Source organism: Streptomyces sp. NBC_01525, from assembly GCF_045040405.1.
Classification (GTDB): domain Bacteria; phylum Actinomycetota; class Actinomycetes; order Streptomycetales; family Streptomycetaceae; genus Streptomyces; species Streptomyces benahoarensis.
On sequence record NZ_CP109397.1, the window covers coordinates 4,031,851 to 4,056,669 of the forward strand.

General features: G+C 72.3%; 24 protein-coding genes. 15 read left to right on the forward strand and 9 right to left on the reverse strand.

The genetic code is table 11. The features are described 5' to 3' along the window. Nucleotides 1-7: 7 nt before the first annotated feature. Nucleotides 8-253: a MoaD/ThiS family protein gene (locus OG422_RS18185; protein ID WP_405747860.1), complete on the reverse strand. Its 246-nt coding sequence runs from the start codon at nt 251-253 to the stop codon at nt 8-10. 364 nt (nt 254-617) lie between these two features. Between OG422_RS18185 and OG422_RS18190 the strand changes: the two genes are divergently transcribed. Beyond that, on the forward strand, nt 618-2,351 hold the full coding sequence (locus OG422_RS18190) for an ABC transporter ATP-binding protein (protein ID WP_405743720.1): 1,734 nt from the start codon (nt 618-620) through the stop codon (nt 2,349-2,351). Between the two features lie 110 nt (nt 2,352-2,461). Then, nucleotides 2,462-4,363 carry an ABC transporter ATP-binding protein gene (locus OG422_RS18195; RefSeq protein ID WP_405747862.1) on the forward strand — a complete coding sequence of 634 codons (1,902 nt, stop codon included), beginning with the start codon at nt 2,462-2,464 and terminating at the stop codon, nt 4,361-4,363. 1 nt (nt 4,364) lies between these two features. On the opposite strand, the gene OG422_RS18200 is transcribed toward OG422_RS18195, so the two are convergent. After that, on the reverse strand, nt 4,365-5,246 hold the full coding sequence (locus OG422_RS18200; RefSeq protein ID WP_405743721.1) for an alpha/beta hydrolase: 882 nt from the start codon (nt 5,244-5,246) through the stop codon (nt 4,365-4,367). Between the two features lie 236 nt (nt 5,247-5,482). Here OG422_RS18200 and OG422_RS18205 point away from each other — a divergent pair, with 236 nt between their 5' ends. The 5 genes from OG422_RS18205 to OG422_RS18225 all read left to right on the forward strand — a co-directional run bounded on the left by OG422_RS18205 (nt 5,483) and on the right by OG422_RS18225 (nt 11,407). Next, nucleotides 5,483-6,280: a response regulator transcription factor gene (locus OG422_RS18205; RefSeq protein ID WP_405743722.1), complete on the forward strand. Its 798-nt coding sequence runs from the start codon at nt 5,483-5,485 to the stop codon at nt 6,278-6,280. A gap of 115 nt (nt 6,281-6,395) precedes the next feature. Continuing rightward, the gene (locus OG422_RS18210) at nt 6,396-7,421 is read left to right on the forward strand and encodes a LacI family DNA-binding transcriptional regulator (protein ID WP_405743723.1); all 1,026 of its coding nucleotides are present in this window, start codon (nt 6,396-6,398) and stop codon (nt 7,419-7,421) included. Between the two features lie 152 nt (nt 7,422-7,573). Continuing rightward, on the forward strand, nt 7,574-8,668 hold the full coding sequence (locus OG422_RS18215; RefSeq protein ID WP_185993994.1) for a S1C family serine protease: 1,095 nt from the start codon (nt 7,574-7,576) through the stop codon (nt 8,666-8,668). A gap of 454 nt (nt 8,669-9,122) precedes the next feature. Continuing rightward, the gene (locus OG422_RS18220) at nt 9,123-9,860 is read left to right on the forward strand and encodes a response regulator transcription factor (RefSeq protein WP_405743724.1); all 738 of its coding nucleotides are present in this window, start codon (nt 9,123-9,125) and stop codon (nt 9,858-9,860) included. Further along, nucleotides 9,857-11,407, forward strand: a complete 1,551-nt coding sequence (locus tag OG422_RS18225; RefSeq protein WP_405743725.1) for a sensor histidine kinase — start codon at nt 9,857-9,859, stop codon at nt 11,405-11,407. The genes OG422_RS18220 and OG422_RS18225 overlap by 4 nt, the downstream gene beginning before the upstream one ends. Nucleotides 11,408-11,542: 135 nt before the next feature. On the opposite strand, the gene OG422_RS18230 is transcribed toward OG422_RS18225, so the two are convergent. Continuing rightward, nucleotides 11,543-12,916, reverse strand: coding sequence for a DUF2993 domain-containing protein (locus tag OG422_RS18230; RefSeq protein WP_405743726.1), 1,374 nt, complete (start codon nt 12,914-12,916; stop codon nt 11,543-11,545). A 386-nt stretch (nt 12,917-13,302) separates the two neighbouring features. Then, the gene (locus OG422_RS18235; RefSeq protein ID WP_405743727.1) at nt 13,303-15,135 is read right to left on the reverse strand and encodes a bifunctional metallophosphatase/5'-nucleotidase; all 1,833 of its coding nucleotides are present in this window, start codon (nt 15,133-15,135) and stop codon (nt 13,303-13,305) included. Between the two features lie 279 nt (nt 15,136-15,414). On the opposite strand from OG422_RS18235, the gene OG422_RS18240 reads away from it, so the two are divergent. The 5 genes from OG422_RS18240 to OG422_RS18260 all read left to right on the forward strand — a co-directional run bounded on the left by OG422_RS18240 (nt 15,415) and on the right by OG422_RS18260 (nt 18,566). Continuing rightward, nucleotides 15,415-15,570 carry a hypothetical protein gene (locus OG422_RS18240; protein WP_405747864.1) on the forward strand — a complete coding sequence of 52 codons (156 nt, stop codon included), beginning with the start codon at nt 15,415-15,417 and terminating at the stop codon, nt 15,568-15,570. Nucleotides 15,571-15,789: 219 nt separating this feature from the next. Next, nucleotides 15,790-16,353 carry a hypothetical protein gene (locus tag OG422_RS18245; protein ID WP_405743728.1) on the forward strand — a complete coding sequence of 188 codons (564 nt, stop codon included), beginning with the start codon at nt 15,790-15,792 and terminating at the stop codon, nt 16,351-16,353. A gap of 10 nt (nt 16,354-16,363) precedes the next feature. Next, nucleotides 16,364-16,888, forward strand: coding sequence for a hypothetical protein (locus OG422_RS18250; RefSeq protein ID WP_405743729.1), 525 nt, complete (start codon nt 16,364-16,366; stop codon nt 16,886-16,888). A gap of 155 nt (nt 16,889-17,043) precedes the next feature. Then, entirely contained in the window at nt 17,044-17,970 is a 927-nt protein-coding gene (gene mshD, locus OG422_RS18255; protein WP_405747866.1) for a mycothiol synthase, read from the forward strand. A gap of 347 nt (nt 17,971-18,317) precedes the next feature. Next, on the forward strand, nt 18,318-18,566 hold the full coding sequence (locus tag OG422_RS18260) for a hypothetical protein (protein ID WP_143943765.1): 249 nt from the start codon (nt 18,318-18,320) through the stop codon (nt 18,564-18,566). 100 nt (nt 18,567-18,666) lie between these two features. On the opposite strand, the gene OG422_RS18265 is transcribed toward OG422_RS18260, so the two are convergent. Genes OG422_RS18265 through OG422_RS18275 form a run of 3 tightly spaced genes read right to left on the reverse strand, consistent with a single transcriptional unit; the run spans nt 18,667 to nt 20,240 of the window. Then, nucleotides 18,667-19,089 carry a DUF397 domain-containing protein gene (locus tag OG422_RS18265; RefSeq protein WP_405743730.1) on the reverse strand — a complete coding sequence of 141 codons (423 nt, stop codon included), beginning with the start codon at nt 19,087-19,089 and terminating at the stop codon, nt 18,667-18,669. A gap of 42 nt (nt 19,090-19,131) precedes the next feature. After that, nucleotides 19,132-19,419 carry a DUF397 domain-containing protein gene (locus OG422_RS18270; RefSeq protein WP_405743731.1) on the reverse strand — a complete coding sequence of 96 codons (288 nt, stop codon included), beginning with the start codon at nt 19,417-19,419 and terminating at the stop codon, nt 19,132-19,134. After that, nucleotides 19,416-20,240, reverse strand: a complete 825-nt coding sequence (locus OG422_RS18275; RefSeq protein ID WP_405743732.1) for a helix-turn-helix transcriptional regulator — start codon at nt 20,238-20,240, stop codon at nt 19,416-19,418. Before OG422_RS18275 ends, OG422_RS18270 begins: the two co-directional genes overlap by 4 nt. Nucleotides 20,241-20,423: 183 nt before the next feature. On the opposite strand from OG422_RS18275, the gene OG422_RS18280 reads away from it, so the two are divergent. Continuing rightward, nucleotides 20,424-21,146 carry a hypothetical protein gene (locus tag OG422_RS18280; protein WP_405743733.1) on the forward strand — a complete coding sequence of 241 codons (723 nt, stop codon included), beginning with the start codon at nt 20,424-20,426 and terminating at the stop codon, nt 21,144-21,146. Nucleotides 21,147-21,172: 26 nt separating this feature from the next. Here OG422_RS18280 and OG422_RS18285 read toward each other — a convergent pair whose 3' ends face one another. Further along, a complete protein-coding gene (locus tag OG422_RS18285) occupies nt 21,173-21,508 on the reverse strand; it encodes a hypothetical protein (protein ID WP_405743734.1) in 336 nt (111 codons plus the stop codon). A 120-nt stretch (nt 21,509-21,628) separates the two neighbouring features. Continuing rightward, nucleotides 21,629-22,249, reverse strand: a complete 621-nt coding sequence (locus OG422_RS18290; RefSeq protein WP_405743735.1) for a GNAT family N-acetyltransferase — start codon at nt 22,247-22,249, stop codon at nt 21,629-21,631. Between the two features lie 137 nt (nt 22,250-22,386). Here OG422_RS18290 and OG422_RS18295 point away from each other — a divergent pair, with 137 nt between their 5' ends. Together OG422_RS18295 and OG422_RS18300 are read left to right on the forward strand one after the other, a co-directional pair. Further along, a complete protein-coding gene (locus tag OG422_RS18295) occupies nt 22,387-23,460 on the forward strand; it encodes an ATP-binding cassette domain-containing protein (protein WP_405743736.1) in 1,074 nt (357 codons plus the stop codon). Then, nucleotides 23,457-24,473: an ABC transporter permease gene (locus OG422_RS18300; protein WP_405743737.1), complete on the forward strand. Its 1,017-nt coding sequence runs from the start codon at nt 23,457-23,459 to the stop codon at nt 24,471-24,473. The genes OG422_RS18295 and OG422_RS18300 overlap by 4 nt, the downstream gene beginning before the upstream one ends. Nucleotides 24,474-24,819 lie beyond the last annotated feature (346 nt).

Below are 24,819 nucleotides of genomic sequence, written 5' to 3' on the forward strand. Positions count from 1 at the left end.
CGCTTCCTCACCCTCCCGCGAACGGCGGCAGGACCTCGACGGTGCCGCCCGGGGCGAGCGGGACGTCCGTGTGGTCGCGGGTGCCGACCGGTGCGCCGTCCACCAGGAACGAGCTGCGCCGCAGGACGCGCGCGAACTCCGGGTGCGCGGCGTGCGCGGTGCGCGCCGCGTCCAGCGCTTCGGCGAGCGTCTCCGCCGCGTAGGGCTCCTCGGCCGTGCCTGCGGCGGCCTTGGCGGCTGCCCAGTAGCGCACGGTGCCAGTTGTTGTCACGGCGGCCTCTTCGTCGTGGGTGTCGTGGGTGCGGGGTGCGTGGGACCCGCCGCGGCACCGGAACGGGCGGGGCCGTCCGCCGGGCCGCGCCGTCCATGATGGCGTACGCCCGGCCGGGCCCGTCGCGGCCGGGGGCCGGGCGGGCGGCGCCGGAACCCGGGTGGGGGAGGCGGCGTCCGGGCGGGCGGCACCGGCACACGGGTGGGGGAGGGGGCACGAGGGCGGGCCGCACCCGAACACGAGCGGGCCCACGGCGCGGAACCGCGCATCCAGGCGCTGTCGGAGAAATCCGTTTGCCTCGGGGAAATCCGGTTGCGGCGGGCAAGTGTTCGCATAGGGTCGTACGGTGTTGGTCCGACTCGCGCGGGCGCATTTGCGGCCCCACAGGCGCGCAATATCGCTGATCGTCCTCCTCCAGCTGATCCAGACGCTGGCCACCATCTCGCTGCCCACCCTCAACGCCGACATCATCGACAACGGTGTCGTCCGCGGGGACACGGGCTACATCCTGCGCGTCGGCGGCTTCATGATCGCCATCGCGCTGGTCCAGGTCGTCTGCGCGACCGGCGCCGTCTACATCGGCGCCCGTACCGCCATGCGGCTGGGCCGGGACATCCGGGCGGCGGTCTTCGACCGGGTCCAGACGTTCTCCGCCCGCGAGGTGGCCGCCTTCGGCGCGCCCTCGCTGATCACCCGCACCACCAATGACGTCCAGCAGGTCCAGATGCTGGTCCTGATGACGTTCACGATGATGGTGTCGGCGCCGATCATGTGCGTCGGCGGCGTGATCATGGCGCTCAACCAGGACGTACCGCTCTCCGGCCTGCTGCTGGTCATCGTCACGATCCTCGGGATCTTCGTCTCCCTCATCGTGCGCCGCCTGCGGCCGCTGTTCCGCAGCGTCCAGGAGCGCATCGACACCGTCAACCGCGTGCTGCGCGAGCAGATCACCGGTATCCGCGTCATCCGCGCCTTCGTCCGCGACCGTCACGAACAGCAGCGGTTCGCCGCCGCCAACACCGACCTCTACGACGTGTCGCTGCGCTCCGGCAAGCTGATGTCGACGATGTTTCCGCTGGTCATGATGATCGTGAACTTGTCGAGCGTCGCCGTGGTCTGGTTCGGCGGGCTGCGCATCGACTCCGGCGCGATGCAGATCGGCGCGCTCACCGCGTTCCTCAGCTACCTCATGTACATCCTGATGTCGATCATGATGGCGACGTTCATGACGATGATGCTGCCGCGCGCCGAGGTCTGCGCCGAGCGCATCCAGGAGGTGCTGGACACCGACAGCAGCGTCGTCCCGCCCGAGCGGCCCGTCTCCACCCTGAGCCGCCCCGGCGAGCTGGAGCTGCGCGGTGTGGAGTTCCGCTTCCCCGGCGCCGAGGAACCCGTCCTCAAGGACATCTCGCTGCGCGCCCGGCCCGGCGAGACCACCGCCGTCATCGGCTCCACCGGCAGCGGCAAGTCCACCCTGATCGGCCTGGTGCCGCGCCTCTTCGACGCGACCGGCGGCACCGTCCTGGTCGGCGGCGAGGACGTCCGCACCCTCGACGAGGCGACGCTGGCCCGCACCATCGGCCTCGTCCCGCAGAGGCCGTACCTCTTCTCCGGCACCGTCGCCAGCAACCTCCGCCACGGCGACCCGGACGCCACCGACGAGGACCTGTGGCGGGCCCTGGAGACCGCGCAGGCCAAGGAGTTCGTCGCGGCGATGGAGGGCGGCCTCCAGGCGCCCGTCGCGCAGGGCGGCTCCAACGTCTCCGGCGGGCAGCGCCAGCGCCTGGCCATCGCCCGCGCGCTGGTCGGCAAGCCGGACCTCTACCTCTTCGACGACTCGTTCTCCGCCCTCGACTACGCCACCGACGCCGCGCTGCGCGCCGCGCTGGCCCGCGAGACCGGCGGCGCAAGCGTCGTCATCGTCGCCCAGCGCGTCGCCACCATCCGCGGCGCCGACCGCATCATCGTCCTCGACGAGGGCCGCGTCGTCGGCACCGGAACCCACACCGAACTGATGGCGGACAACGCCACGTACCGGGAGATCGTGCTCTCCCAGCTCACCGAGCAGGAGGCGGCGTGACCACCGCGGACAGGGAAACGGACGCCCGCGGCGAGGACGCCCGCGACGAGGACGCCGCGAGCGCGGAGGAGCTGCGCCGCGCGGCGCGCCCCGCCGGACCGGCCCGCGCCATGGGCGGCCCGCCGCTCGTCAAATCGCTGGACTTCAAGGGCTCCGGCAAGCGGCTGCTGAGCCAGCTGCGGCCGCAGCGCGCCGCGCTCACCGGCGCGCTGCTGCTGACCGTGGCGTCCGTGGCGCTGACCGTCACCGGCCCGCGCGTCCTCGGGCACGCCACCGACCTGCTCCTCGCCGGACTGGTCGGCCGTCACCTGCCGTCCGGCGTCACCGAGCAACAGGCCGCCGAGCAGCTGCGCGCCCACGGCCAGGGCGGCCTCGCCGACCTCATCGGCAAGCTGCCGCTCGTCCCCGGCCACGGCATCGACTTCACCGCCGTCGGCACCGTCCTGCTCTACGCCACGCTGATCTACGCGGCGGCCGCCCTCTTCGGTTTCCTCCAGGCGCGGCTGGTCACCACCGCCGTCCAGGGCACCGTCTTCCGGATGCGCGAGCAGGTCGAGGAGAAGCTGGCGCGGCTGCCGCTGAACTACTTCGACAAGCAGCAGCGCGGCGAGGTGCTGTCCCGGGCGACCAACGACATCGACAACATCCAGCAGACCCTTCAGCAGAGTCTGAGCCAGATCGTCACGTCGGTGCTGACCGTCCTCGGCGTCCTCGCGATGATGTTCTGGATCACGCCGCTGCTGGCGGCGGTCGCGCTGGCCACGGTGCCGCTGTCGGTGATCGTCGCCACCCGGGTCGGCAAGCGCGCGCAGCCGCAGTTCGTCAAGCAGTGGTCGTCCACCGGCAAGCTCAACGGCCATGTCGAGGAGATGTACACCGGCCACTCCCTGGTGCGGGTCTTCGGCCGCCAGAAGGAGTCCGCCGAGCGTTTCCGCGAGCAGAACGACGCGCTCTACGAGGCGGGCTTCAAGGCACAGGCCATCTCCGGCCTCATCCAGCCCGCGATGACCTTCGTCGGCAACCTCAACTACGTACTGATCGCCGTCGTCGGCGGGCTGCAGGTCGCCTCCGGCGCGCTCTCCGTCGGCGAGGTGCAGGCGTTCATCCAGTACTCCCGGCAGTTCAGCCAGCCGCTCACGCAGATCGCGGCGCTGGCCAACCTCGTACAGTCCGGCGTGGCCTCCGCCGAGCGGGTCTTCGAACTCCTCGACGCCGAGGAGCAGACGCCCGACCCGGAGCCGTCCGCCGCCCCGGCACGCACCGTCGGCCGCGTCGCCTTCGAGGACGTCTCGTTCCGCTACGACGAGGACAAGCCGCTGATCGAGGGCCTGTCGCTGACCGTCGAGCCCGGCCAGACCGTCGCCATCGTCGGGCCCACCGGCGCCGGGAAGACCACCCTCGTCAACCTCCTGATGCGGTTCTACGAGACCCGTTCCGGCCGGATCACCCTCGACGGCACCGACATCGCCACCGTCGGCCGCGAGGAGCTGCGCTCCCGCATCGGCATGGTCCTCCAGGACACCTGGCTCTTCGGCGGCACCATCGCCGAGAACATCGCCTACGGCGCCCCCGACGGCACCCCGCACGAGAAGGTCGTCGAGGCCGCCCGCGCCACCCACGTCGACCGCTTCGTCCGCACCCTGCCGGACGGCTACGACAGCGTCGTGGACGACGAGGGCGGCAGCGTCTCCGTCGGCGAGAAGCAGCTGATCACCATCGCCCGCGCGTTCCTCGCCGAGCCCGCCATCCTCGTCCTCGACGAGGCCACCAGCTCCGTCGACACCCGCACCGAGGTCCTGATCCAGCAGGCCATGGCCCGGCTCCGCACCGGCCGCACCAGCTTCGTCATCGCCCACCGCCTCTCCACCATCCGCGACGCCGACCTGATCCTCGTCATGGAATCCGGCGCCCTCGTCGAACAGGGCACCCACGACACCCTCCTCGCCGCCGACGGCGCCTACGCCCGCCTCTACGCGGCCCAGTTCGCGGAGGCGGTGGTGGAGGCCGGATAGCTCATCCGGTGCCGCTGCCCGCCCCCGCCTGCCGCTCCGCGATCCACCCCCCGATCCGGTCCAGCAGGTCGGGGGCGGCGGCGTTCTCGGCGTGGCCGAAGCCCGGTTCGAGCCAGAGGTCGCAGGTGGCCGGGTCGGCGGCGGCGTGGAGCATCCGCGGGTGGTCGAGGGGGAAGTACGGGTCGCGGTCGCCGTGGACGAGGAGCAGCGGGACGGGCGCGATGAGCGGGACCGCGGCGACGGGGGAGAGGGGCACCGGGTCCCAGTCCTCGGGGTGGATGCGGGTGTGCAGGCCGACGCGGGAGACGAGGCGGCCGGTGGGGCGGGTGACGGCCCAGTGGAGTCGGCGCATCGAGGCGGTGCCGCGGTAGTACCAGCGCGCGGGGGCGCTCACCGACACGACCGCGTCGGTGTGAGCTGCGGTGCGCCCCCCGTGCGCCGGTCGGTGCAGCGCCGCGTGGCGCAGGACGACCGAGCCGCCCATGGAGAAGCCGAGGGTGGCGACGCGGCGGTGGCCCAGCGCGCGGGCCCAGCGGACCGCCGCGGCCAGGTCCTCCACCTCGCGGTCACCGACGGTGGAGCGCCCGCCGGAGCGGCCGTGGCCGCGGAACGAGAACGTCACCACCACCGCCGCCCGCCCGTGGAAGGCGGCGGCCGCGCGGCGCAGCGCCGGGCGGTCCAGGGAGCCGGTGAAGCCGTGCGCGACGACCAGCGCGAGGTCGTCGGCGGCACCCGTACGACCTGCGGTGACGGCGCCGGAGCGCGGGGTGTACGTGGCCTCGATCCGGACGCCGTCGGCGGTCAGCAGCGACGCTCGGTGACCACGCGACGTGATCGAAGGAACACGGGAGCGGCCGGGATCGACCTCGGGTCCGGGGGGCATGTGGGCTATTCTGCTGGGCGTGGAGGATCCGGGCAGCGAAGCCCCCGGATCCTTTTGTGCTTTCGGACAGGCACGGTGCGTGGCCGAAAGCAGCGTACGAAGCAGTGCCGCAGACTCCCCCGGCCGAGGCCGGGTGGTGCCCCCGTCGCAGGGACCGAGGAGGAACCAGACGTCATGGGCGAGCGAAGCGAGCAGTACCGACAAGAACGGGCCGGGTACCGGGCAGGTGGTCGGAAGTGAGTTCCCTCCTGCTGCTGACCAACGCGCTGCAGCCGTCGGCGGAGGTGCTCCCCGCCCTCGGCCTGCTGCTGCACGGCGTGCGGGTGGCTCCTGCCGAGGGCCCGGCCCTGATCGACACCCCCGGAGCGGACGTCATCCTCATCGACGGCCGCCGCGACCTGCCACAGGTGCGGTCGCTGTGCCAGCTGCTGCGGTCCACGGGCCCCGGCTGTCCCCTGATCCTCGTGGTGACCGAGGGCGGACTCGCCGCCGTCACCGCCGACTGGGGCGTCGACGACGTCCTGCTCGACACGGCGGGCCCCGCCGAGGTCGAGGCCCGGCTGCGGCTGGCCCTCGGCCGCCGCCAGCTCTCGTTCGACGACAGCCCGATGGAGATCCGCACCGGTGATCTCTCGGTGGACGAGGCGACCTACAGCGCCAAGCTCAAGGGCCGGGTCCTGGACCTGACCTTCAAGGAGTTCGAGCTGCTGAAGTACCTCGCGCAGCACCCGGGCCGGGTCTTCACCCGCGCCCAGCTGCTCCAGGAGGTCTGGGGCTACGACTACTTCGGTGGCACCCGCACCGTGGACGTCCACGTCCGGCGGCTGCGCGCGAAGCTCGGCCCCGAGCACGAGTCGCTGATCGGCACCGTCCGCAACGTCGGCTACCGCTTCGTGGTGCCGGACAAGGCGGAGCGCGCGGCCGAGGCGAAGGAGAGGGCCGCGAAGGAGAAGAAGACGGCGGCCCCGCCGACCGCGGAGGAGGCCGTCCGCTCCGGCTCCACGGCGACCGGGGCGCGGACCGGCAGGAAGTGAACGCGGGCCGACGGTTCACGGCCTCCGGCCCGGCCGGGGACGCTTCCCCGTCCGCTCTGTGAACCGTCGGCCGCCCCCTGGGGGCACGCCTGCCCACCCGCGTAGACTGCCGCCCGTGGCCAAGGTGACGCGGGACGATGTGGCAAGGCTGGCGGGGACCTCGACCGCGGTGGTCAGTTACGTCATCAACAACGGACCGAGGCCGGTCGCCCCGGCCACCCGGGAGCGGGTGCTCGCCGCGATCAACGAGCTGGGGTACCGCCCGGACCGGGTCGCGCAGGCCATGGCGTCGCGCCGCACCGATCTCATAGGGCTGATCGTCCCCGACGCCCGGCAGCCGTTCTTCGCGGAGATGGCGCACGCCGTGGAACAGGCCGCGGCCGAGCGCGGCAAGATGGTGCTGGTCGGCAACGCCAACTACCTCGACGAGCGCGAGGTCCACTATCTGCGCGCGTTCCTCGGGATGCGGGTCTCCGGGTTGATCCTCATCAGTCAGGGTCCCAGCGAGCACGCCGCCGCCGAGATCGACGCCTGGGACGCCCGGGTGGTGCTGCTGCACCGCAGGCCCGACGCGATCGACGACGTCGCGGTGATGACCGACGACGTGTGGGGCGCCCAGCTCGCCACCCGGCATCTGCTGGAGCACGGCCACCCGTACGTCGCGTTCCTCGGCGGTACGGAGGCGACCCCGAAGTCCGGCGACCCGGTCACCGACCACGTCGAGGGGTGGCGCCGGGCGATGCTGGAGGCGGGCCTTTCGCTGGAGGGCCGGTACTTCCAGGCCCCGTACAACCGCTACGACGCCTACCAGGTCGCGCTGGATCTGCTGGCCGGGCCGGACCGGCCGCCGGCCCTGATGTGCGCCACCGACGACCAGGCCATCGGGGTGCTGCGGGCCGCGCGGGAGCTGCGGATCGACGTGCCGGGGGAGCTGGCGGTCGCCGGGTTCGACGATGTGAAGGAAGCCGGGCTGACCGATCCGCCGCTGACGACGGTCGCCTCGGACCGGGAGGCGATGGCGCGCGCCGCGGTCGATCTCGTCCTCGACGACGGGGTGCGGGTGGCAGGATCGCGCCGCGAGCGGCTGCGGCAGTTCCCCTCGCGGCTGGTGATCCGCCGCTCCTGCGGCTGCGGCGGCTGACACCGGGGCGCGCTTCCGGCGGCTGGCACCGGGCGGCGTGGCGCGCGCCGGGCGCCTCCGGGCGGGTGGTCTTATACCGGGCATACCTACTTCTGTCGGGTCTCTCAGGGCGTTCTCACCCCGTTCTCATGGTGGCCGCGCACAGTGATCACATGACCGAGAGCTACCGCGGCAGCGGCGATGAGATGTCCCAGGACGGGCCGTACGGCTACGGCCACGGCGACGACGCCCGCGTGGGCGGGGCGGGGCAGGCGTACCCGTCGCCGCCTCCGTACGCGCCCGGTGGCGAGGGTGCGTACGCGGGGTTCGCGGGTGCCAACCCGGCCGCACCGCCGGAGGCGCCGCGGCACCGGGCGCGGCGGCCGGTCGCGCTGATCGCGGCGGTGGCGCTGGCCTCCGGTCTGATCGGCGGCGGCAGTGCGGCGCTGATCGCCGGGGCGACGCAGCACCGGCAGGACTCGACGGTGTCGGCGCCGCTGGTCAACGCGGGGAAGACCAGCGGGAGCGGGGTCTCCGCGGTGGCGAAGGCGGTCAGCCCGTCGATAGTCGAGATCCAGGCGCGGACCGCGGAGGGCGAGTCCACCGGCTCCGGTGTGGTCGTCACCGCCAAGGGCGAGATCGTCACCAACAACCATGTGGTGGCCGGCGCCCGGACGGTGACCGTCGCGTTCAGCGACGGCAGCCGGAAGACCGGGGAGGTCGTCGGGACCGATCCCGACAAGGATCTGGCGCTGGTCAAGGTCCACGACGCGAAGGGGCTGACGCCCGCGAGCCTCGGGGACTCCGACCGGATCGCGGTCGGCGACCAGGTCGTGGCGATCGGCTCGCCGGAGGGCCTGACCGGCTCGGTGACCAGCGGCATCGTCTCCGCGCTCAACCGCGACGTGACGGTACCGAAGAGCAACGGGCAGAGCCAGGAGCAGGGGCAGGGGCCGGGGCAGGGCGGGGACCAGTGGCCGTTCGAGTTCGGCGGCAACCGCTACAACGGCGACACCGGTTCGTCGAAGACCTCGTACAAGGCCATACAGACCGATGCCTCGCTCAACCCCGGTAACTCCGGCGGTGCGCTGATCAACATGGCGGGGCAGGTTGTCGGCATCAACTCCGCGATGTACTCGCCGAGTTCGGCGACCAGCAGCACGGCCGGGAGCGTGGGGCTGGGGTTCGCCATCCCGATCAACACCGTCAAGGCCGACCTCGCCGCGCTGCGCGGCGGCGGGAGCGGGGGGCCCAACAGCGGGGTGTGACCCGGGCGAAGGGGCGGCAGGCCGGTGTGGGGCCGGTCGGCCGCCCCGGCCCGCGCCCCGCATCCGCGCTCCGGCCGCGCCCGGCCTCCGGCCCGCGTCCGGCCCGACCTCCCCTCGGGCCGGGCCGCCGCCGGTCCGCCCGGCCGTACGAGCCGGGCCCGTACCCCGATCCCGTAGACGAGGAGACGACGACGTCATGCCCCGCAGCCTCACCGTCCCGGTCTGCCGTGCCCGGCGGGCGCTCGCCGTGGCCGTCGCGTGCGCGTCCGGCCGCATCGGACGGCGGCGTCCGCCGGGGACGCCCCGCGGCCACGGGAACCCGCCCGGCGCGCGACCCCCGCAGATAGCCGCCCCATGCGGCGCCCCCTCGTACGACCCTCGTGCGACGCTTGACGCGGGCGGCCCGCCGCCCGCCGTTCCGTATCGCTCCAGAGGTATCCAGAGGTAGCCGCGCATGAGCCCCGCCGACCACGGTGACCAGCCCGCCCGCATCCTGATCGTCGACGACGAACCCGCGGTCCGTGAGGCGCTGCGGCGTTCGCTGGCGTTCGAGGGCTACGCCACCGAGGAGGCCGTCGACGGGCTCGACGCCGTCGAGAAGGTCGCCTCGTACGACCCCGAGCTGATCGTGCTGGACGTCCTGATGCCCCGGATGGACGGGCTGACCGCCGCCCGCCGCCTGCGGGCCGGTGGCGTGACCGTGCCGATCTTGATGCTGACCGCCCGCGACACCGTCGGCGACCGCGTCACCGGCCTCGACGCGGGCGCCGACGACTACCTCGTCAAACCCTTCGAACTGGACGAACTCCTCGCCCGCATCCGGGCGTTGCTCCGCCGCAGCTCCTACGCGGCGGCCGCCGGGGCGCCGCCCGCCGACGGCGACGTCCTCGCCTTCGCCGATCTGCGGATGGACCTGGCGACCCGCGAGGTGACCCGCGGCGCGCGGCCCGTCGAGCTGACCCGTACCGAGTTCACCCTGCTGGAGATGTTCCTCGCGCACCCGCGGCAGGTCCTCACCCGCGAGCAGATCCTCAAGGCCGTCTGGGGCTTCGACTTCGAGCCGACCTCCAACTCCCTGGACGTGTACGTGATGTATCTGCGCCGTAAGACGGAGGCGGCGGGCGAACCGCGGCTGGTGCACACGGTGCGCGGCGTCGGCTACGTCCTGCGGGTGGAGGGCGGCAGCGAATGACCACGCCGCCCACGCCGCCCCCGCCGTCCGGGACCCCGGGCGGCGCCACCGCGGCGGAGACCGCCCCCGGCCTGCTGGCGCGCGCCGCCCGCCGCTACCGGCAGCTGCCGCTCCGCTCCCGGCTGGCGATGCTCACCGCCGTCGCCGTGGCCCTCGCCGTCGCGGCGTCCGCCGCCGCCTGCTGGCTGATCACCCGCGACCGGCTCACCGAACAGCTCGACTCCACGCTGCGCAGCGTCGACGTCGGCCAGGGCTACGTCCAGGCGCTGAAGATCTCCTGTTCGGGCACGGCCGACGGTCAGGTGGCGTTCCAGCCGACGCCGTACACCGTGCAGCTGGTGTCGACCTCCGGGGACGTGTGCACCTCGCCCGACAAGGACCCGATCCCCGCGCAGCGCGTCGATGTGGCCGTCGCGGACGGGCGGCTGGACGGCACCGTCCACACCACCCGCTCCGCGGACGGCACCAGGATGCGGGTGGCGACCCTGCACTACCCGGGCCCGGTCACCGACGCCCGCGGCAACCGCATCGCGATCTCCGTCGCCGCGCCGATGGACCAGGTCACCCAGCCGCTGAACCAGCTGGCGCTGGTGCTGCTGATCGTCTCCGGGGTCGGGGTGCTGGGCGCCGCGACCGCCGGGCTGTGGGTGGCGCGCGCCGGACTCAAGCCGGTGGACCGGCTCACCGACGCCGCCGAACACATCGCGCGGACCGAGGACCTGACCATCCGGATCCCGGCCGACGGCGAGGACGAGATCGCCCGGCTGTCGCGTGCGTTCAACTCCATGACGGCGGCGCTCGCCGCCTCCCGGGAGCTCCAGCGGCAGCTGATCGCGGACGCCGGGCACGAACTCCGTACGCCGCTGACGTCGCTGCGGACCAACATCGACCTGCTGGTACGCAGCGAACGGTCCGGCCGTCCGATCCCGCCCGCCGACAAGGAGGCGCTGCTGACGTCGGTGAAGGCGCAGATGGGGGAGTTGGCGTCGCTGATCGGCGACCTCCAGGAACTGTCGCGGACACCGGGCGGCGGGCCCGGCGGCCCGGCGGTGCGGGTGGTGGCGCTGCACGACACGGTCGCCACGGCCCTGGAGCGGGCCCGGCTGCGCGGCCCGACGCTGACCGTCACCGCGGACCTCGCCCCCTGGTACGTCCGCGCGGAGCCGGCGGCGCTGGAGCGCGCGGTGGTCAACCTGCTGGACAACGCGGTGAAGTTCAGCCCGGCGGGCGGCACCGTCGAGGTGCGTCTGGCGGCGGGCGAACTGACCGTGCGCGATCACGGTCCGGGCATCGCGGAGGACGAACTTCCGCACGTCTTCGCGCGGTTCTGGCGCTCGCCGTCGGCCCGTTCGCTGCCCGGCAGCGGCCTGGGCCTGTCGATCGTCGCGCGGACGGCGGAACAGGCCGGGGGCGGCGTCCTGCTGCGGCCCGCGCCGGGCGGCGGCACGGAGGCGGTGCTGACGTTGCCGGGGGCGCCTACGCCGCCGCCACCGGATCCGACGCCGAGGCCGGAGCCGCCGGGGGAGACAGGGGCGGCTTCGGGGTGAGGGCGGGGCCGGGCCGGGGCGCCTGACCCGGCCGGGCACCGGATGTCAGGCGCCGGGCGCCGGATGCGGTCCCGCCCGCCCGGCCTCGGGCAGGTCCCGCCCGCCCGGCCTCGGGCAGGTCCCGCCCCGTATCCCCTACTTCCCGGCCGCTCCCGACTTCTTCGCCGCGTCCCCGAACGGCAGGTCCCGTCCGTCGAGTTCGGCGCGGATGCCGTCCTCCTCGACGGAGATGTGGCGCAGCCGCACGTCACCGGGGGTCTTCGGGAGGCGGAACGACAGGGACAGCTGGTCGGCGAGTTGCGGCTTGGTCAGGCCGGAGAGGGCGCCGAGGACCTTCGGGTCGATGCCGACCTTCTCCAGCAGCCACGGGTGGTCGACGACCACATCGACGAGGTTGACCTTCATCAGCTTCGAGACGAAGTCCGGCGAGCCGGTCAGCTTGTGCAGCTTGTCCTCGTTGTGCAGCGCCTGATCGACGTACTCCTGCGGGATGCCGATGCGCTGCACGATCGCCGGGACGCTCAGCATCGACTTGATCTTCCCGGCCTGGCGGCTCAGCTCCCCGGCGGCCTTTTGGGTCAGCCGCAGGCCCTCCTCCTTGCCGGTGCCGGGGCGGTAGACGGCGACGTCGCCGATGTCCAGCCGCATCTTGCTGATCTGCGTGGACACGCCCCGGTCGCCGGCTTGCTGGATGCGGGCCTGGGCGTGCACCCGCAGTTCGTGTCCGGCGATCGGCAGGCGGCCCACGGCGCGGACCTCGTTCGGGCCCATCTCGCTGAACGTGACCTGGGAGGCGCCCAGTTCACGGTTCATGTCGTCGAAGGCGAGCAGTACGGTGCCGTGCATCTGCCCGATGGTGGCGCCCTTGATGGCGGTGGGCAGATCGCCGTCCAGCCGGATGTCGCGGGCGCTGGCCTCGAACTTCGCGAGCGAGACGCGGTCGGCCGCGACGTCGGGGATGGTGACGTCGACCTGTCCGAGGTGCTTGTCCAGCACCTGAGTGAGGAAGGGGAAGCCCTTGATGTCGACCTCGGGGGCGGCCGTCAGGTGCATCGCCTTCTTGATCTGCTGCTCGGCCTTGTTCTGCGCGTAGAGCACGGCGAACCGGTCGCCGAGGGTGAGGAACGCGGCGGCCACCGCGACCGCGACGACCACCTTGAGGGTGAGCGGTACGGCGGCGAAGCGGCTGATGCCGCGCTTCATCCGCCGGTGGTTGGGCGGCTGCCAGGCATCCTCCTCCTCGTCGGAGCGCAGGCCCAGACCGAGCGGATCGTCGGTGCCGTCGCGCTCGTTGAGGTACCTGCGGTGCTCCAGCCGGTGCGGCTCGACGACCTCCGGCTCCGGCTCCGGTTCGGGCTCCGGGTCGGCGAGGGCGGCCAGGTCCGCGTACGGGTTGACCGGCTCGAACTCACGGGTGTCCCGCTCCGTCTCGTCCGGTGCCGGTGGGGCGGCGGATCCCGGGTCGGGCTGCGGGGACGAGGGTGAAGATATGCGTGGGGGGGTTCGCATCCGCACATCTGACCATGAGCGGGTCCCCCGTTAGCAACTCCACCCGGCCGTAAGTGCGCAACGCCACGATTGAGGGTGGGGTGGAGGGGGTGGAGGGGGAAAATCGGGCGGGGATCCGACCATGGGTGGGGTGATCCGCGCCGGGTGGCCGGTCGGCCGGGTCCGTACGGGCATCCGGCGGATCGGCCCTGCGGCCCGGATGCGGGTCCCCTACGGGTCGCTCGGGGCAGCCCGGCCGGGGCCCGGCGCCCGGCCCGTACGGGTACCCGGTGGGGCAGCCCCCTACGGGCCGCGCGGCCGGAGCGGTGGCCGGGGGCGGGCCCGTAGGGGTACCCGCAAGGGCAATCCCGGAGGTGGGCGGCGGGGCAACCACCGCCCCTGCGGGGTCACTTCACGAGAGTGATCCGGTCGGCCTTCGGCGGGGCGAGCGGCTTGTCCGCCGACGAGTGGGCCGTCAGATAGGCGGTGAAGGCGTCCAGGTCGGAGCCCGCGACGTGCGGGTTCATGCCGTCCTTGAAGGCGGGGAAGCCGTCGCCGCCACCGGCCAGGAACTCGTTCATCGCAACGCGGTAGGTCTTCGCCGGGTCGAGCGCGGCGCCGTCCAGCTTCACCGAGTCCTTGACGATCCGGTCGGCGCCCGACTTCGTCATATCCAGCGTGTACGTGAACCCGTCCGACACCTGAAGGATCTTCGGCGACGCCTCATTCGCGCCGCTGACCTGCTGCTGAAGCGCGGTGAGCAGCTGAGCGCCGGTCAGGTCGACGGTCCGCATCATGTTGGTGAACGGCTGGACGGTGAACGCCTCCCCGTAGGTGACGACCCCGTCGCCCTCCTTGCCGGACGCCGCGTAGGCGAGATCCGAACGGATCCCCCCGGGGTTCATCAGGGCAAGTTGCGCGCCGCCCTTGTCCGGCGCCGCGGTCGCCTCGCGCTGCGCGTCGGCGACGACATCACCGAGCGGCGACTCGGGGGTCTGCGCGCCCCGGCCCGGGATATCGGTGGAGATGTGCCCGACGGGCCGGTCCGCGACCGGCGCGGCCAGCTTGTTCCAGCGGCTGATCAGCGACGTCATGTCCGCCGCCTTGGGCTGCGTCCGGTCCACGACGTGGTTGACGGCGCGCCCGGCGCCGCCCCGCGCCGTGACGTGGGTCCGCACGATGTCGCCGGTGGCGCGGTCGTACGTCAGCGTGGTCTCGGTGTACAGCTTCCCGAAGGACGCGGCGGAGGTGACCGTACGGGGTTTCCCGGAGGGGTCGGGGAGGGTGCAGACATACGACTGGTGGGTGTGTCCGGTGACCAGCGCGTCGACCTTCGGGGTGACCTTCTTGGCGATCGCGGTGATCGGCCCGGAGATGCCGTCGCCCGGACCGGGGCTGTCGCAGTCGTAGTTGTACGAGGTGGAGGCGGGCATCCCGCCCTCGTGGATGAGGGCGACGACCGACTTCACGCCCTGCCGGTCGAGGACCTTGGCGTACTTGTTGATCGTGGCGACCTCGTCGTGGAACGTCAGCCCCTTGACGCCGTCGGCGTTGACGATGTCGGGGGTCCCCTTGAGGGTCACCCCGATGAAGCCGATCTTCACGCCGTGGTGCTTCCACACGGTGTACGGCTTGAGCAGCGGCTTCCCGGTCTTGTCGTCGGTGACGTTGGCCGTCAGGTAGGGGAAGTCGGCGCCCTGGAAGGTCCTGCCCTTCTCGAAGCAGCCGTCCTTGGGGTGGCAGCCGCCCTTCTGGAGGCGGGTCAACTCGGCCCGGCCCTCGTCGAACTCGTGGTTGCCGACGGAGGTGACGTCGAGGTCGAGCTTGTTCATCGCCTCGATGGTCGGCTCGTCGTGGAAGAGCCCGGAGAGCAGCGGGCTGGCCCCGACCATGTCCCCGGCGGCCGCGGTGACGGAGTAGGGGTGCCCCTTACGGGCCGTACGCAGGGACCGGGCGAGGTACTCGACGCCGCCCGCCGCGACGGTCTTCTTGCTGCCGTCCGGCTGGATCTCGTCAACGGTCCCGGAGGAGCCCTGCGGCGGCTCCAGGTTGCCGTGGAAGTCGTTGAACGAGAGCAGCTGGACGTCGACGGTCCGTCCCTGGGCGGTGCCCGCGCGGCCGGTGTCCGGTCCCGCACCGGACGGCAGGGACGCCGCGGTGACCGCGGTGGCGGCGGCCAGCACCGCGGCTCCGGCCGTCAATCTGCGCACGAGGCGGCGCCGTTGGGGTGTCGCTTGCATGGGATCCCTTCCGTGGACCGGGCACCCGGCGGCGCCGCGCGGGTGCGGGCGGCCGGGCGGGGCTGCGGTGCCGGCACGCCGACGCGTCCGGGCGGACGCAGCCTATGGTCAACGCGCGTAGCGCAACAGGTTCTGGGAGATGGCGGGATGGTGACGGGTGGTCGGCCCGATCGCACCAAGGGCCGCCCCTCGATCGCGCCGAGGGCCACCCCTCCCCGAAGTGCTTGCACTTCGCAACCGGTTCGGGTTCGATGAGCAGCACGCCGGGAACGCGGCCTGATCGACGAACTGCGCATCCTTGTGAACCCGATCCTCCTCGGCGCCGGCCACTCCCTCTTCTCCGCGCTCGGCAAGCGCCTCCCGCTCGACCTGTGGCGCACCACGACCTTCCGTTCCGGCAACGTCCTGCTGACGTACCGCCCGGCCGCAAGGTGAGGGCCCGCATTCACCCCGCGCGTCATTTGCGCCACGGTGAAATACCCGGCATTACCGCACCGAATGCGCGTGTCCCGTACCCCTTGCCCTTTCTTGGTGGACGCCTGAACTCCCCGCGGTAGGGTCCGAAGGGGCCGGATCCCGGAAATCGTGGCACTGTCCGAATTTTCCCGTACCGGCCCGGACGTACCGAGAAAGTTAACCCAGGAGCCATCAAGGGTGACAATAGAAAAGAAGGCCGAGAAGAAGGCCGAAGAGAAGGGCCGAGCGAGGGCCGGAAGGAAGGCCGGGGCGAAGTCCGGCAACAGGGCTTCGAAATGGGCCGCCGGGATAATAGCCCTGGCGGCCTCCGTTTCGGCCGTGGCGCCGGCGCATGCGGTCGCGCTCCCCTCCGGCGGGACCGCACGGAGCGCGGTGGGCGCCGCGACCGTCGACTGCTCGTCCCACCGGCCCGGACTGGCACAACGGCTGGCCGCCGACCTGGCGAAGCGACTGAAGAGCCGCAGGAGCATGGCCTCGCTGGCCCTCTACGACCGCACCACCGCGACGACCTGTACCTACGGCGCGCACAAGAGATACGACTCCGCGAGCACGGTCAAACCGATCGTCCTGGGCGCGCTTCTCCTGGCGGGAAAGGGAAACCTCACCGCCAAGGAAGCGGAACTGGCGCGGAAAATGATAGTGAACTCCGACAATGCCGCGACCACGACCCTGTGGCGAAAACTGTCGGATACCAGCAATCCCCAAAAGCCCAACCCCGTCGCCATTCAGCGTTTCCTGTAACGCGGCCGGAATGCGGGACACCGTCCTCGACCGGACCGGTAACTGGGGCCTGACGCAGATCTCCGCGGCGGACCAGATCACCCTGCTGAAGCTCTTCACCGGGCGCGGCAACGCCGTCCTCTCCCACGCCTCGCGCGCGTACGCCCTCCGCCTGATGCACGCGGTGGAGAAGGACCAGCGCTGGGGGACGCCCGCCGGGGCGCCCGACACGTCCACGATCCAGGTCAAGAACGGCTGGCTGCAGCGCTCGCAGAACGGTCCCCGCGACCCGTTCGACCGCGGTGACTGGAAGGTCAACAGTCTGGGAGCCTTCACCGGCGGCCGGTACGACTACGGGCTCGCCGTCCTCACCGAGAACAACCGCGTCCCCAAGGGCCGCCCGGCCACCGACGGTTGGTACTACGGCATCGACACCATCGAGCAGGTGTCCCGCGCCGCGCACCACGCCCTGTACCCGGACCGGTCGCCGTCGCGCGGCTACACGCCGCCCCGGCCCGGCCGCGCGGCGGTCAAGCAGGCGATGACCGTGGGCTGACGCCTGCCCGGACCCGTACGGGGTGCCCCTGAGAACCCGGCATCCCGTACGGGTCGGCCCTGAGACCCCGGGCCCGTAAGGGCCGCCCCCCGGAGTCCGTCCGGGCCGGGTCCCGGGGCCGTACGCTTCGGAGCATGACTGACGCTGCACAGGAGATGGGCCCCACCGGCCGCCGGATTCGGGTCGCCGACACGCTCACGCCCCAGGAAGGCGCCGAGGTGCTCGCGCTGATCGAGCAGGCCGCGCGGACCGACGGGCAGCCCGCCGTGTCCGAACAGGGACGGCTCCAGCTGCGCGGCGGGGCCCGGGAAGGGGTGCGGCACCTGCTGGTGTCCGTACCGTCCGAGGAGGCCGAGGGCGGCGCCGAGCTGGTCGGCTACGGCCAGCTGGAGGACACCGACCCGGTGGAGGCGCCCGCCGCCGAACTGGTCGTCCACCCCGCGCACCGTGGCCGCGGCCACGGCCGGGCGCTCGGCGGTGAACTGCTCGCCCAGTCCGGCCGCCGCCTGCGTGTCTGGGCCCACGGCGGGCACGCCGCCGCCCGGCACCTGGCGCAGACCCTCGGCCTGACGAAGTTCCGCGAACTGCGCCAGATGCGCCGCCCGCTGACCAACCTGGACCTGTCCGAACCGCGGCTCCCCGACGGCGTGACGATCCGCACCTTCCAGCCCGGCCAGGACGACGCCGCCTGGCTGGAGGTGAACGCCGCCGCCTTCGCGCACCACCCCGAACAGGGCTCGCTGACCCAGCGCGACCTCGACGCCCGCAAGGCCGAGGCGTGGTTCGACCCGAAGGGCTTCTTCCTCGCGGAGCGGGAGGGCACGCTGCTCGGCTTCCACTGGACGAAGGTGCACGCCGACGAGGGCCTCGGCGAGGTCTACGTCCTCGGCGTCCGCCCCGGCGCCCAGGGCGGCGGCCTCGGCAAGGCCCTCACCGCCATCGGCCTGCGCCACCTGGCCGCCGAGGGCCTGCCGACCGCGATGCTCTACGTCGACGCGGACAACACGGCCGCCGTCACCGTGTACGAACGCCTGGGCTTCGTCACGCACGAGACGGACCTGATGTACCGCTCGGAGACCTGAGCCCGCCCGTTTGCCACCCTGAGGGCCCGCGACCACACCCCGGTCGCGGGCCCTCAGGGTTGAGATGCAGCGGGCGGCCCGACCGTTCCGTAGATCACTGACGACCTGCCACTTTGCCCCTGCATTACGGGGACTATCCCGAGGCTTGCCCGTACGGACCAGGGGGTGGCCCGCAGAAGGGCAGGCCCCAAGAAATCCACAACTCGCGGCGAACTTCCGCCGCGGAGCCCGCATCTCCCTCCATGAGAAAACGCGTACCACCAACGTCCCTGTACAGAGGGGGACTTGGCAATGGGGTGTGTGCGTGTCGAGCAGCGCTGAATTCAGCCCTGTCGCATGGAGGAAAAATGAAGTCGTGGCGTTCCCGTATCGGTATCGGTCTCGCGGTCGGTGCCGCGGCGGTGTCCATCCCGCTCTCCGCCGCCAGCGCTTTCGCGGCCCCGCCGCCCGGTGACGGCTGGGTGCCCGTCGGTGCCGAGAGGTACCCCTCGAAGGCGCAGTGCGAGGCGACGGAGCTGCAGTACGCCCAGGCGAACGGGTACCACGAGGTGTGGTGCGACGACAGCCAGGCGATCATGCCGATCTACAACCGCTGACCGGCCACCGCGCGGCGGGTCGTGGGTCCCGCTGACGCGCTGCCCGAAAAGGAAGCTGACCCCCGGTGTGCAGCACCGGGGGTCAGCGGACTTTCGGGCGTCACGCGGCTCCGAACTCCCCGCCCTTCAGGGCAGCGACGAACGCGGTCCAGTGTCCGGCGGGGAAGACGAGCGCGGGTCCGTCGGGGTTCTTGCTGTCGCGGACGGGGACGATGCCGTGGGCCCGCGTGAGCGCGGGCGAGAATTCGAGGCACTGGCCGCCGTTGCCGCCGCTGTGGGACGACTTGGTCCAGGCGAGGGAACGGGAGAATTCGAGGCACTGTCCGCCGTTGGCGTCACTGTGGGACGACTTGGCCCAAGTGAGGCTGCGGGAGAATTCGACGCAATCCCCGCCGTTGGCGTCGCTGTACGAGGACTTGATCCAGGTGAAGGTTCGGGAGAACTCGACGCACTGGCCGCCGTCGCCGTCGCTGTAGGACGACTTGATCCACTCGGCGGCGGTGAGATCCATGCTGGTGCTCATGCGCAAGGGCTCCTTCGGTTGAATCGGCCGGACCTAGGGATGTCAGGCGGCCCCGAACTCCCCGCCCTTCAGGGCCTTGACGAACGCCGTCCAGTGCCCGGCGGGGAAGACCAGCGCGGGCCCGTCGGGGTTCTTGCTGTCGCGGACGGGGACGACGCCGTGCGCCTGCGCGGCGGGCGCGAATTCGAGGCACGCCCCGCCGTTGCCTTCGCTGTAGGACGACTTGATCCAGGTGAAGGTGCGGGAGAACTCGACGCACTCGCCGCCGTTGCCTTCGCTGTACGAGGACTTGACCCACTCGGCGGCGGTGAGATCGACGTCGAGGCTCATGCTCGGTACTCCTTCAGCAGTGACTTGATCAGGTTCAGGGAGTGGTCCGGGGACAGCGCATGCGCCCTGAGCAGATCATAATCATCCAGGGCGGCTTCGACTGTTTGTGCGGAATCGTGCATCCGTCCTCCTACCCGGGTTTCCGTGTAGAGCACCGTGGGGGAGTCCGGGAAGCGCAGCACGATGAAGGGCATCGTGGACGTGGCAGGGATGCTCGCTGAGAACGGCATCACCTGGAGCCTGAAGTCCGGCGACTCGGTCAGGGACAGCAGATATTCGAGCTGACCGGCCATGACCTCGTAGTCGCCGACGATGGTGCGCAGGCACGCCTCGTGCAGGATGACCCAGAGGAACGGAGGCTTGTCCCGTTCCAGGGCCTCGCGTCGGCGTAGCCGTGCCGCGACTTTGTCCTCGACGCCTTCCGGTGTCGCATGGGGATTGGCTGCACGGAAGACTGCCCGCGCGTACTCCTCGGTCTGCACCATGCCCGTGACGAGGTTCGTCGCGTAGGACAGGATCTTCGATGCTTCCCGCTCCAGGTTCAGATACGGCACGAACCACGACGGATGATCCCCCTCGTCGATCCGCGTCAGCATGCCCTCGAAGAGGCCGTTGGTGCCGAAGGCCAGGTCGCAGCCCTTGGCGAACTTCATGCTCGCCATGACCTTTCCGGCCTCCACCATGCTGACGTAGGCGTGGGAGTAGCCGGTGGCGGTGCCCAACTGTTTCTGGGTGAGTCGGCGGCCCAACCGGACGCGTCTCACGTCGAGTCCGAAGCGTTGGAGGGGATTCAAACGCTCCGACGGTGTTGTCTCTTCCAATGCCGCGACCTCTGCTTCTGGTGGTTCCGGCCAGCGTTACGGCAGGTCAGCGCTTTCAACGTTGCCGTTTAAGTGACGCCATCGTATTGCCCGGTGCGTTCCCCCAGTGACCAACTGACCACATCCCGCGGTGACTTCACCCGGGAGTGCGACGCGAACCGCGTGACGAGGAGGCCGACGGCAATGCTGCATTCCGAAGGACACGGCAAGGTGCCCGTTCCGTACATCACCGCCTGGAGTGGGGAACGGGTGGCCGTACGTTCGCTGGCGGTGCGGGCGGACGGGGCGGGGCTGGCGTACCGGGACGAGGTGGCCGGGGACCGGGACGCGCATGGGGTGTTGTGGAGCCGGATCGTGGAGGCGCCGGGGGAGGGGCGTCCGCGGTTCCGGGTGGTGCATCCGGTGCGGCAGCGGCGGGCGTTGCTGGAGGGGCTGTGCCAGGTGTGCGGGGGCCCGGCGGGGCGGACCGGGCGGGGGTGGTTGTTCCTGCTGCCCCGGCCGGAGGGCGGCGCGCCGGGGTGGCCGGAGGGGGCGTACGGGATGAAGCCGCCGGCCTGCGTGGGGTGCGCGGCGGTGGCCGTGCGGTACTGCCCGCATCTGGGCGATCCGGTCGCCGTACGGGTACGGAAGCCGCGGGTGCGCGGGGTGTACGGCGGATTCCACGCGCCCAGCGGAGGCGTGCTGACCGCCGCGTCGGAGGACGGGTTCCTGCCGTACGGGCATCCGCACGCGGCGTGGTTCCTGGCGTCGCAGCTGGTGGTGGAGTTGCGGCGGTGCACGGTGGTGGATCTGGCGGCGGAGATCGGCGGGGCGGGGCCCGGGGCGCCGGGCGCGGAGGCGGAAGCGGCGGGCCCCGGGGTGGGAGCCCACGGCCCGGCCGCCGCGCCCGGCCCGGCCGCCGCGTAAGGCCGGGCAACGGTCGCCCTACCGGGTCACTGCGGATGGTTCAGGGCTGCCTTCTGGAGTTGGACCGCTGCCAGCAGGCTCAGTTTCGGCTCCGCCCGGCGCAGCGCCTTGACCGCCGCGACCGAGTCGAGGTCTCCGGTGAAGCCGACGGCTGCCAGTTGGGAGCGGACCCAGCGGGCGCGCATCTGGCCCTCGGTGGCCGCGGCGGTGGACTCCGCGAGGGCGGCGGCGCGCTCCAGACCCGGGCGCTCCTCGGGTGATGCCTCGGCCAGCGCCTGGCGCAGCGCCGCCACGATCACGTCTGCGTCCCGGATGACCGGTACGACGTCGTGCTTTCTGCTCAGTCCTGTGATGCCTGCCATGTGAACAACCGTGTCATTCGTGCTCTGTGTGTAGCAAGGGGCTTGAGTTTTTTCAGAGTGTCGGCCCGAATTGCGCCTCGGTCCCGGCCCTCCGCCCTTGAGAGGGGAGGCGACCACGGCTCAAGCGGTGGGCGCCGCCCCCGGATCCGCCGCCCGCAGTGCCTCCCACTCCCGCGCCAACATCGCGTAGATGACCTCGTCGGACCACTCCCCGTCCAGGAACTCGTTCTCGACGAGATGGGCCTCGCGGCGCATGCCGAGGCGTTCCAGGAGGCGGGCGGAGGCGGTGTTGCGGGCGTCCAACTCGGCCTGGATGCGGTGGAGTTGGAGGTGGTCGAAGCCGAGGGCGAGGAGGGCGCGGCTCGCCTCGGTGGCGTAGCCGTGGCCGTGGTGGGCGGGGTGGAAGACGTAGCCGATGCTCGCCTGGCGGTGGGTGGCGCTCGTCCAGACGAAGGTCATGTCGCCGATGAGGGTGCCGGTTTCGCGGACGACGGCGGCGAGTTGGAGGACGTCACCCTCGGCGTGGAGTGCCGTACGGGTCGCCTTCGTGGTGACGGACTTGCGGGAGCCGGCTTCGTCGAGCGGGCCCCAGTACAGATAGCGGCAGACCTCGGGGAGGCGCTGGTAGGCGTGGATGGCGGCGAAGTCGTCGTCGGTGACCGGGCGGAGGTCGAGGCGGGCGGTGCGCAGCGGGTACGGCGGGGTGAAGGGGAGCGGCGGGTGCGCGGGAGGGGTCGGCATCGGGGGAGCGTAGACGGCTCAGGTTGACAGGCGCAGCCCCTTTCCCCCACTCTTCCACTACTTAATTAGTGGAATGAGGTGTGCGGGTGCGGCGGGCGACGAGTGGCTCCCTCGGCGGTGCTTCGAGGGGGACGGCGATGGAGGCGACCGGCCTCGGCAGGCGCGACCGGCGCCACGGTGAGCTGCGGGACTGCACGTTCCGGCTGCCCGCAGGACGCATCTGCGCGCTGACCGGGCCGCCCGGCGCGGGTACGAGCACGCTCCTCGCCCTCGCCGCCGGACGCCTCCGCCCCGCCGAGGGCACCGTCCGCGTCTTCGGCGCCGACCCCAGGACGGCGGACGGGCGAGGGCGGGTCGCGTACCTCGGCCGCGAGCGGTTCACCCGGCCCTGGCGCACCGTCGCCGAGGCGCTGCGGCACGCCCGCGCCCGGCACGACGGGCCCTGGCAGACGGCGCGCGCCGCGCGGGTGCTGGAGGCGGGCCGGGTGCCGCTCCAGGCACGGGTCGGGGAGCTGTCGGCGGAGCGGTACGCCCGCTTCGCGCTGGCGCTGGCGCTCGCGAAGGGACCCGAACTGTTGCTGCTGGACGAGCCGTTCGCCGGGCTCGACCCGCTGACCCGGCACGAGGTCGCCGCCCAGCTGATGGAGCAGGCGGCGGTGTACGGCACCACCCTGGTGCTCTCCTCGTACGCCCTCGCCGAGCTGGACGGGATCTGCGATCACCTGCTTCTGCTGGGCGGCGGCGGGGCCCGGCTGGCGGGCGAGGTCGACGACGTGATCGCCGCGCACGGGTTGCTGCTGGGCACCGCCGAGCGGCCCGGGGCGCTGCCTGCCGGGATCGCCGCGCATCCGGTCGTCGACGCGCAGTGGTCGGGGCGGCGCTACACCGCACTGGTACGGCGGCAGGGGCCGCTCGACGGGCCGTGGGAGGCCGCCGAACCGTCGCTGGAGGAGCTGCTGCTCGGCTATCTGCGCTCGCCCGGGGCGCCCGCGCTCCCCGCGTCCGGCGCCGCACCGGCGGGCCCCCGGCTCTGGCAGCGGCCGGGCGTCCCGGGACTGCCGCGCAACGGGGCCGCGCCCCGGGGCGGCACGGCGTTCCGGACGACCGGCGGACCGCTGCTGTCCGGCATCCCGCGCGGACGGCGGCAGGGCGGCGCGGACCGCCGCGGACACAGGTGGGAACTGCACGGCAACGAAGGAGTGACGGTATGAGCACGGCGACGGAACCCCGGGCGACCGGGGCGGCGCGACGCACCGCCGGTACGGGGCGGCGCGGCGGACTGCTGTGGGTGGTGTGGCGGCAGAACCGTGGCATGGCGCTCGGCCTCCTCGCCCTGCTGGTGGCAGGCGGCATCGGCATGGCGGTGCAGCGCGGCGCGATGGCCGGGTACCTCGCCGAGCACGACATCGCGGGCTGCGCGCTGATCTCCACCGATCCGCGCTGCGAGGGCGTCCGGGAGGCGGTGGAGACCTTCCGGTCGACGTACGGCAACGGCTTCCGCCTCGCGCAGATGCTGCTGGTGATGCTGCCCGCGCTGACCGGCCTCTTCATCGGCGCGCCGCTGCTCTCCCGGGAGCTGGAGAACGGCACCCACAAGCTGATGCTGACCCAGTCGGTCGGGCCGCTGCGCTGGCTGACCGCGAAGCTCGCGCTGCCCGCCGTCGTGGTCGCCGTCACCGCTGCCGGGCTCGCCGCGGGCTACCTGTGGATGTGGCGCTCCGGCGGCCAGGAGACGCTGGGCGCCTACTGGTACTCCGACTCCGGATTCCTGGCGCTCGGGCCGGTGCCCGTCGCCCAGAGCCTGCTGGCGCTGGCGATCGGCACGCTCACCGGGTTCCTGCTGCGCCGCACCGTCGCGTCGATGGTCGTCACCCTCGGCGTCACCGGCGTCCTGACCTTCGCGTTCATACAGGTCAGGCAGTATCTGCTGCCGCCCGTGGCCACGGACTTCCCGCACGGCGGCACGGTGCCGGACAACGCCTGGGTCCTGTGGGAGGGCAGCCTCACCACCGGCGGCGACCACCTCCCGCAGGGCACCTGCTCCGCCGGGCCCGGTATGCAGGAGTGCCTGGTCGCCCACCACGTCGACGGCGGCTCGTACGTCGTCCAGCACCCGGCCGCCCACCACTGGCCGCTCGCCTGGGTGGAGGCGGGCATCGCCCTCGCCCTGGCCGCGGTGGTGACGGCGGTGCTCTACCGGGTGGTGCGGCGGCAGTTCGCCTGACCGGCCCCCGGCGCGACGGCGCCTGGTCCGTCCCCTCCCGGGCGGGCCGGGCGCCGTCGCCGTGTTCTGGCAGCGCTGCGGCGACGGACCTCCGGCCGGGCCGGTGCTCCGTGGTTGATCTGGTGGCGATGCCCCGACACCGTGAGTCAGCTGCCCTTCGTCTGCCGGCGGCACTCCAGCAGGGTCGGCTTCCTCCGCCAGGCCCAGGCATGCCCGCGGCCGCGCCCCGCTGCGAGGCGTGTGGGCAGGAGAGGCAGGAGTGTCATGGGAGACGACGGCGACGAGTGACCTCCGGCGTCGCCGCCGGCGAGAAGGCACTGGGTGCGATCCGCAGGACACGGGACCA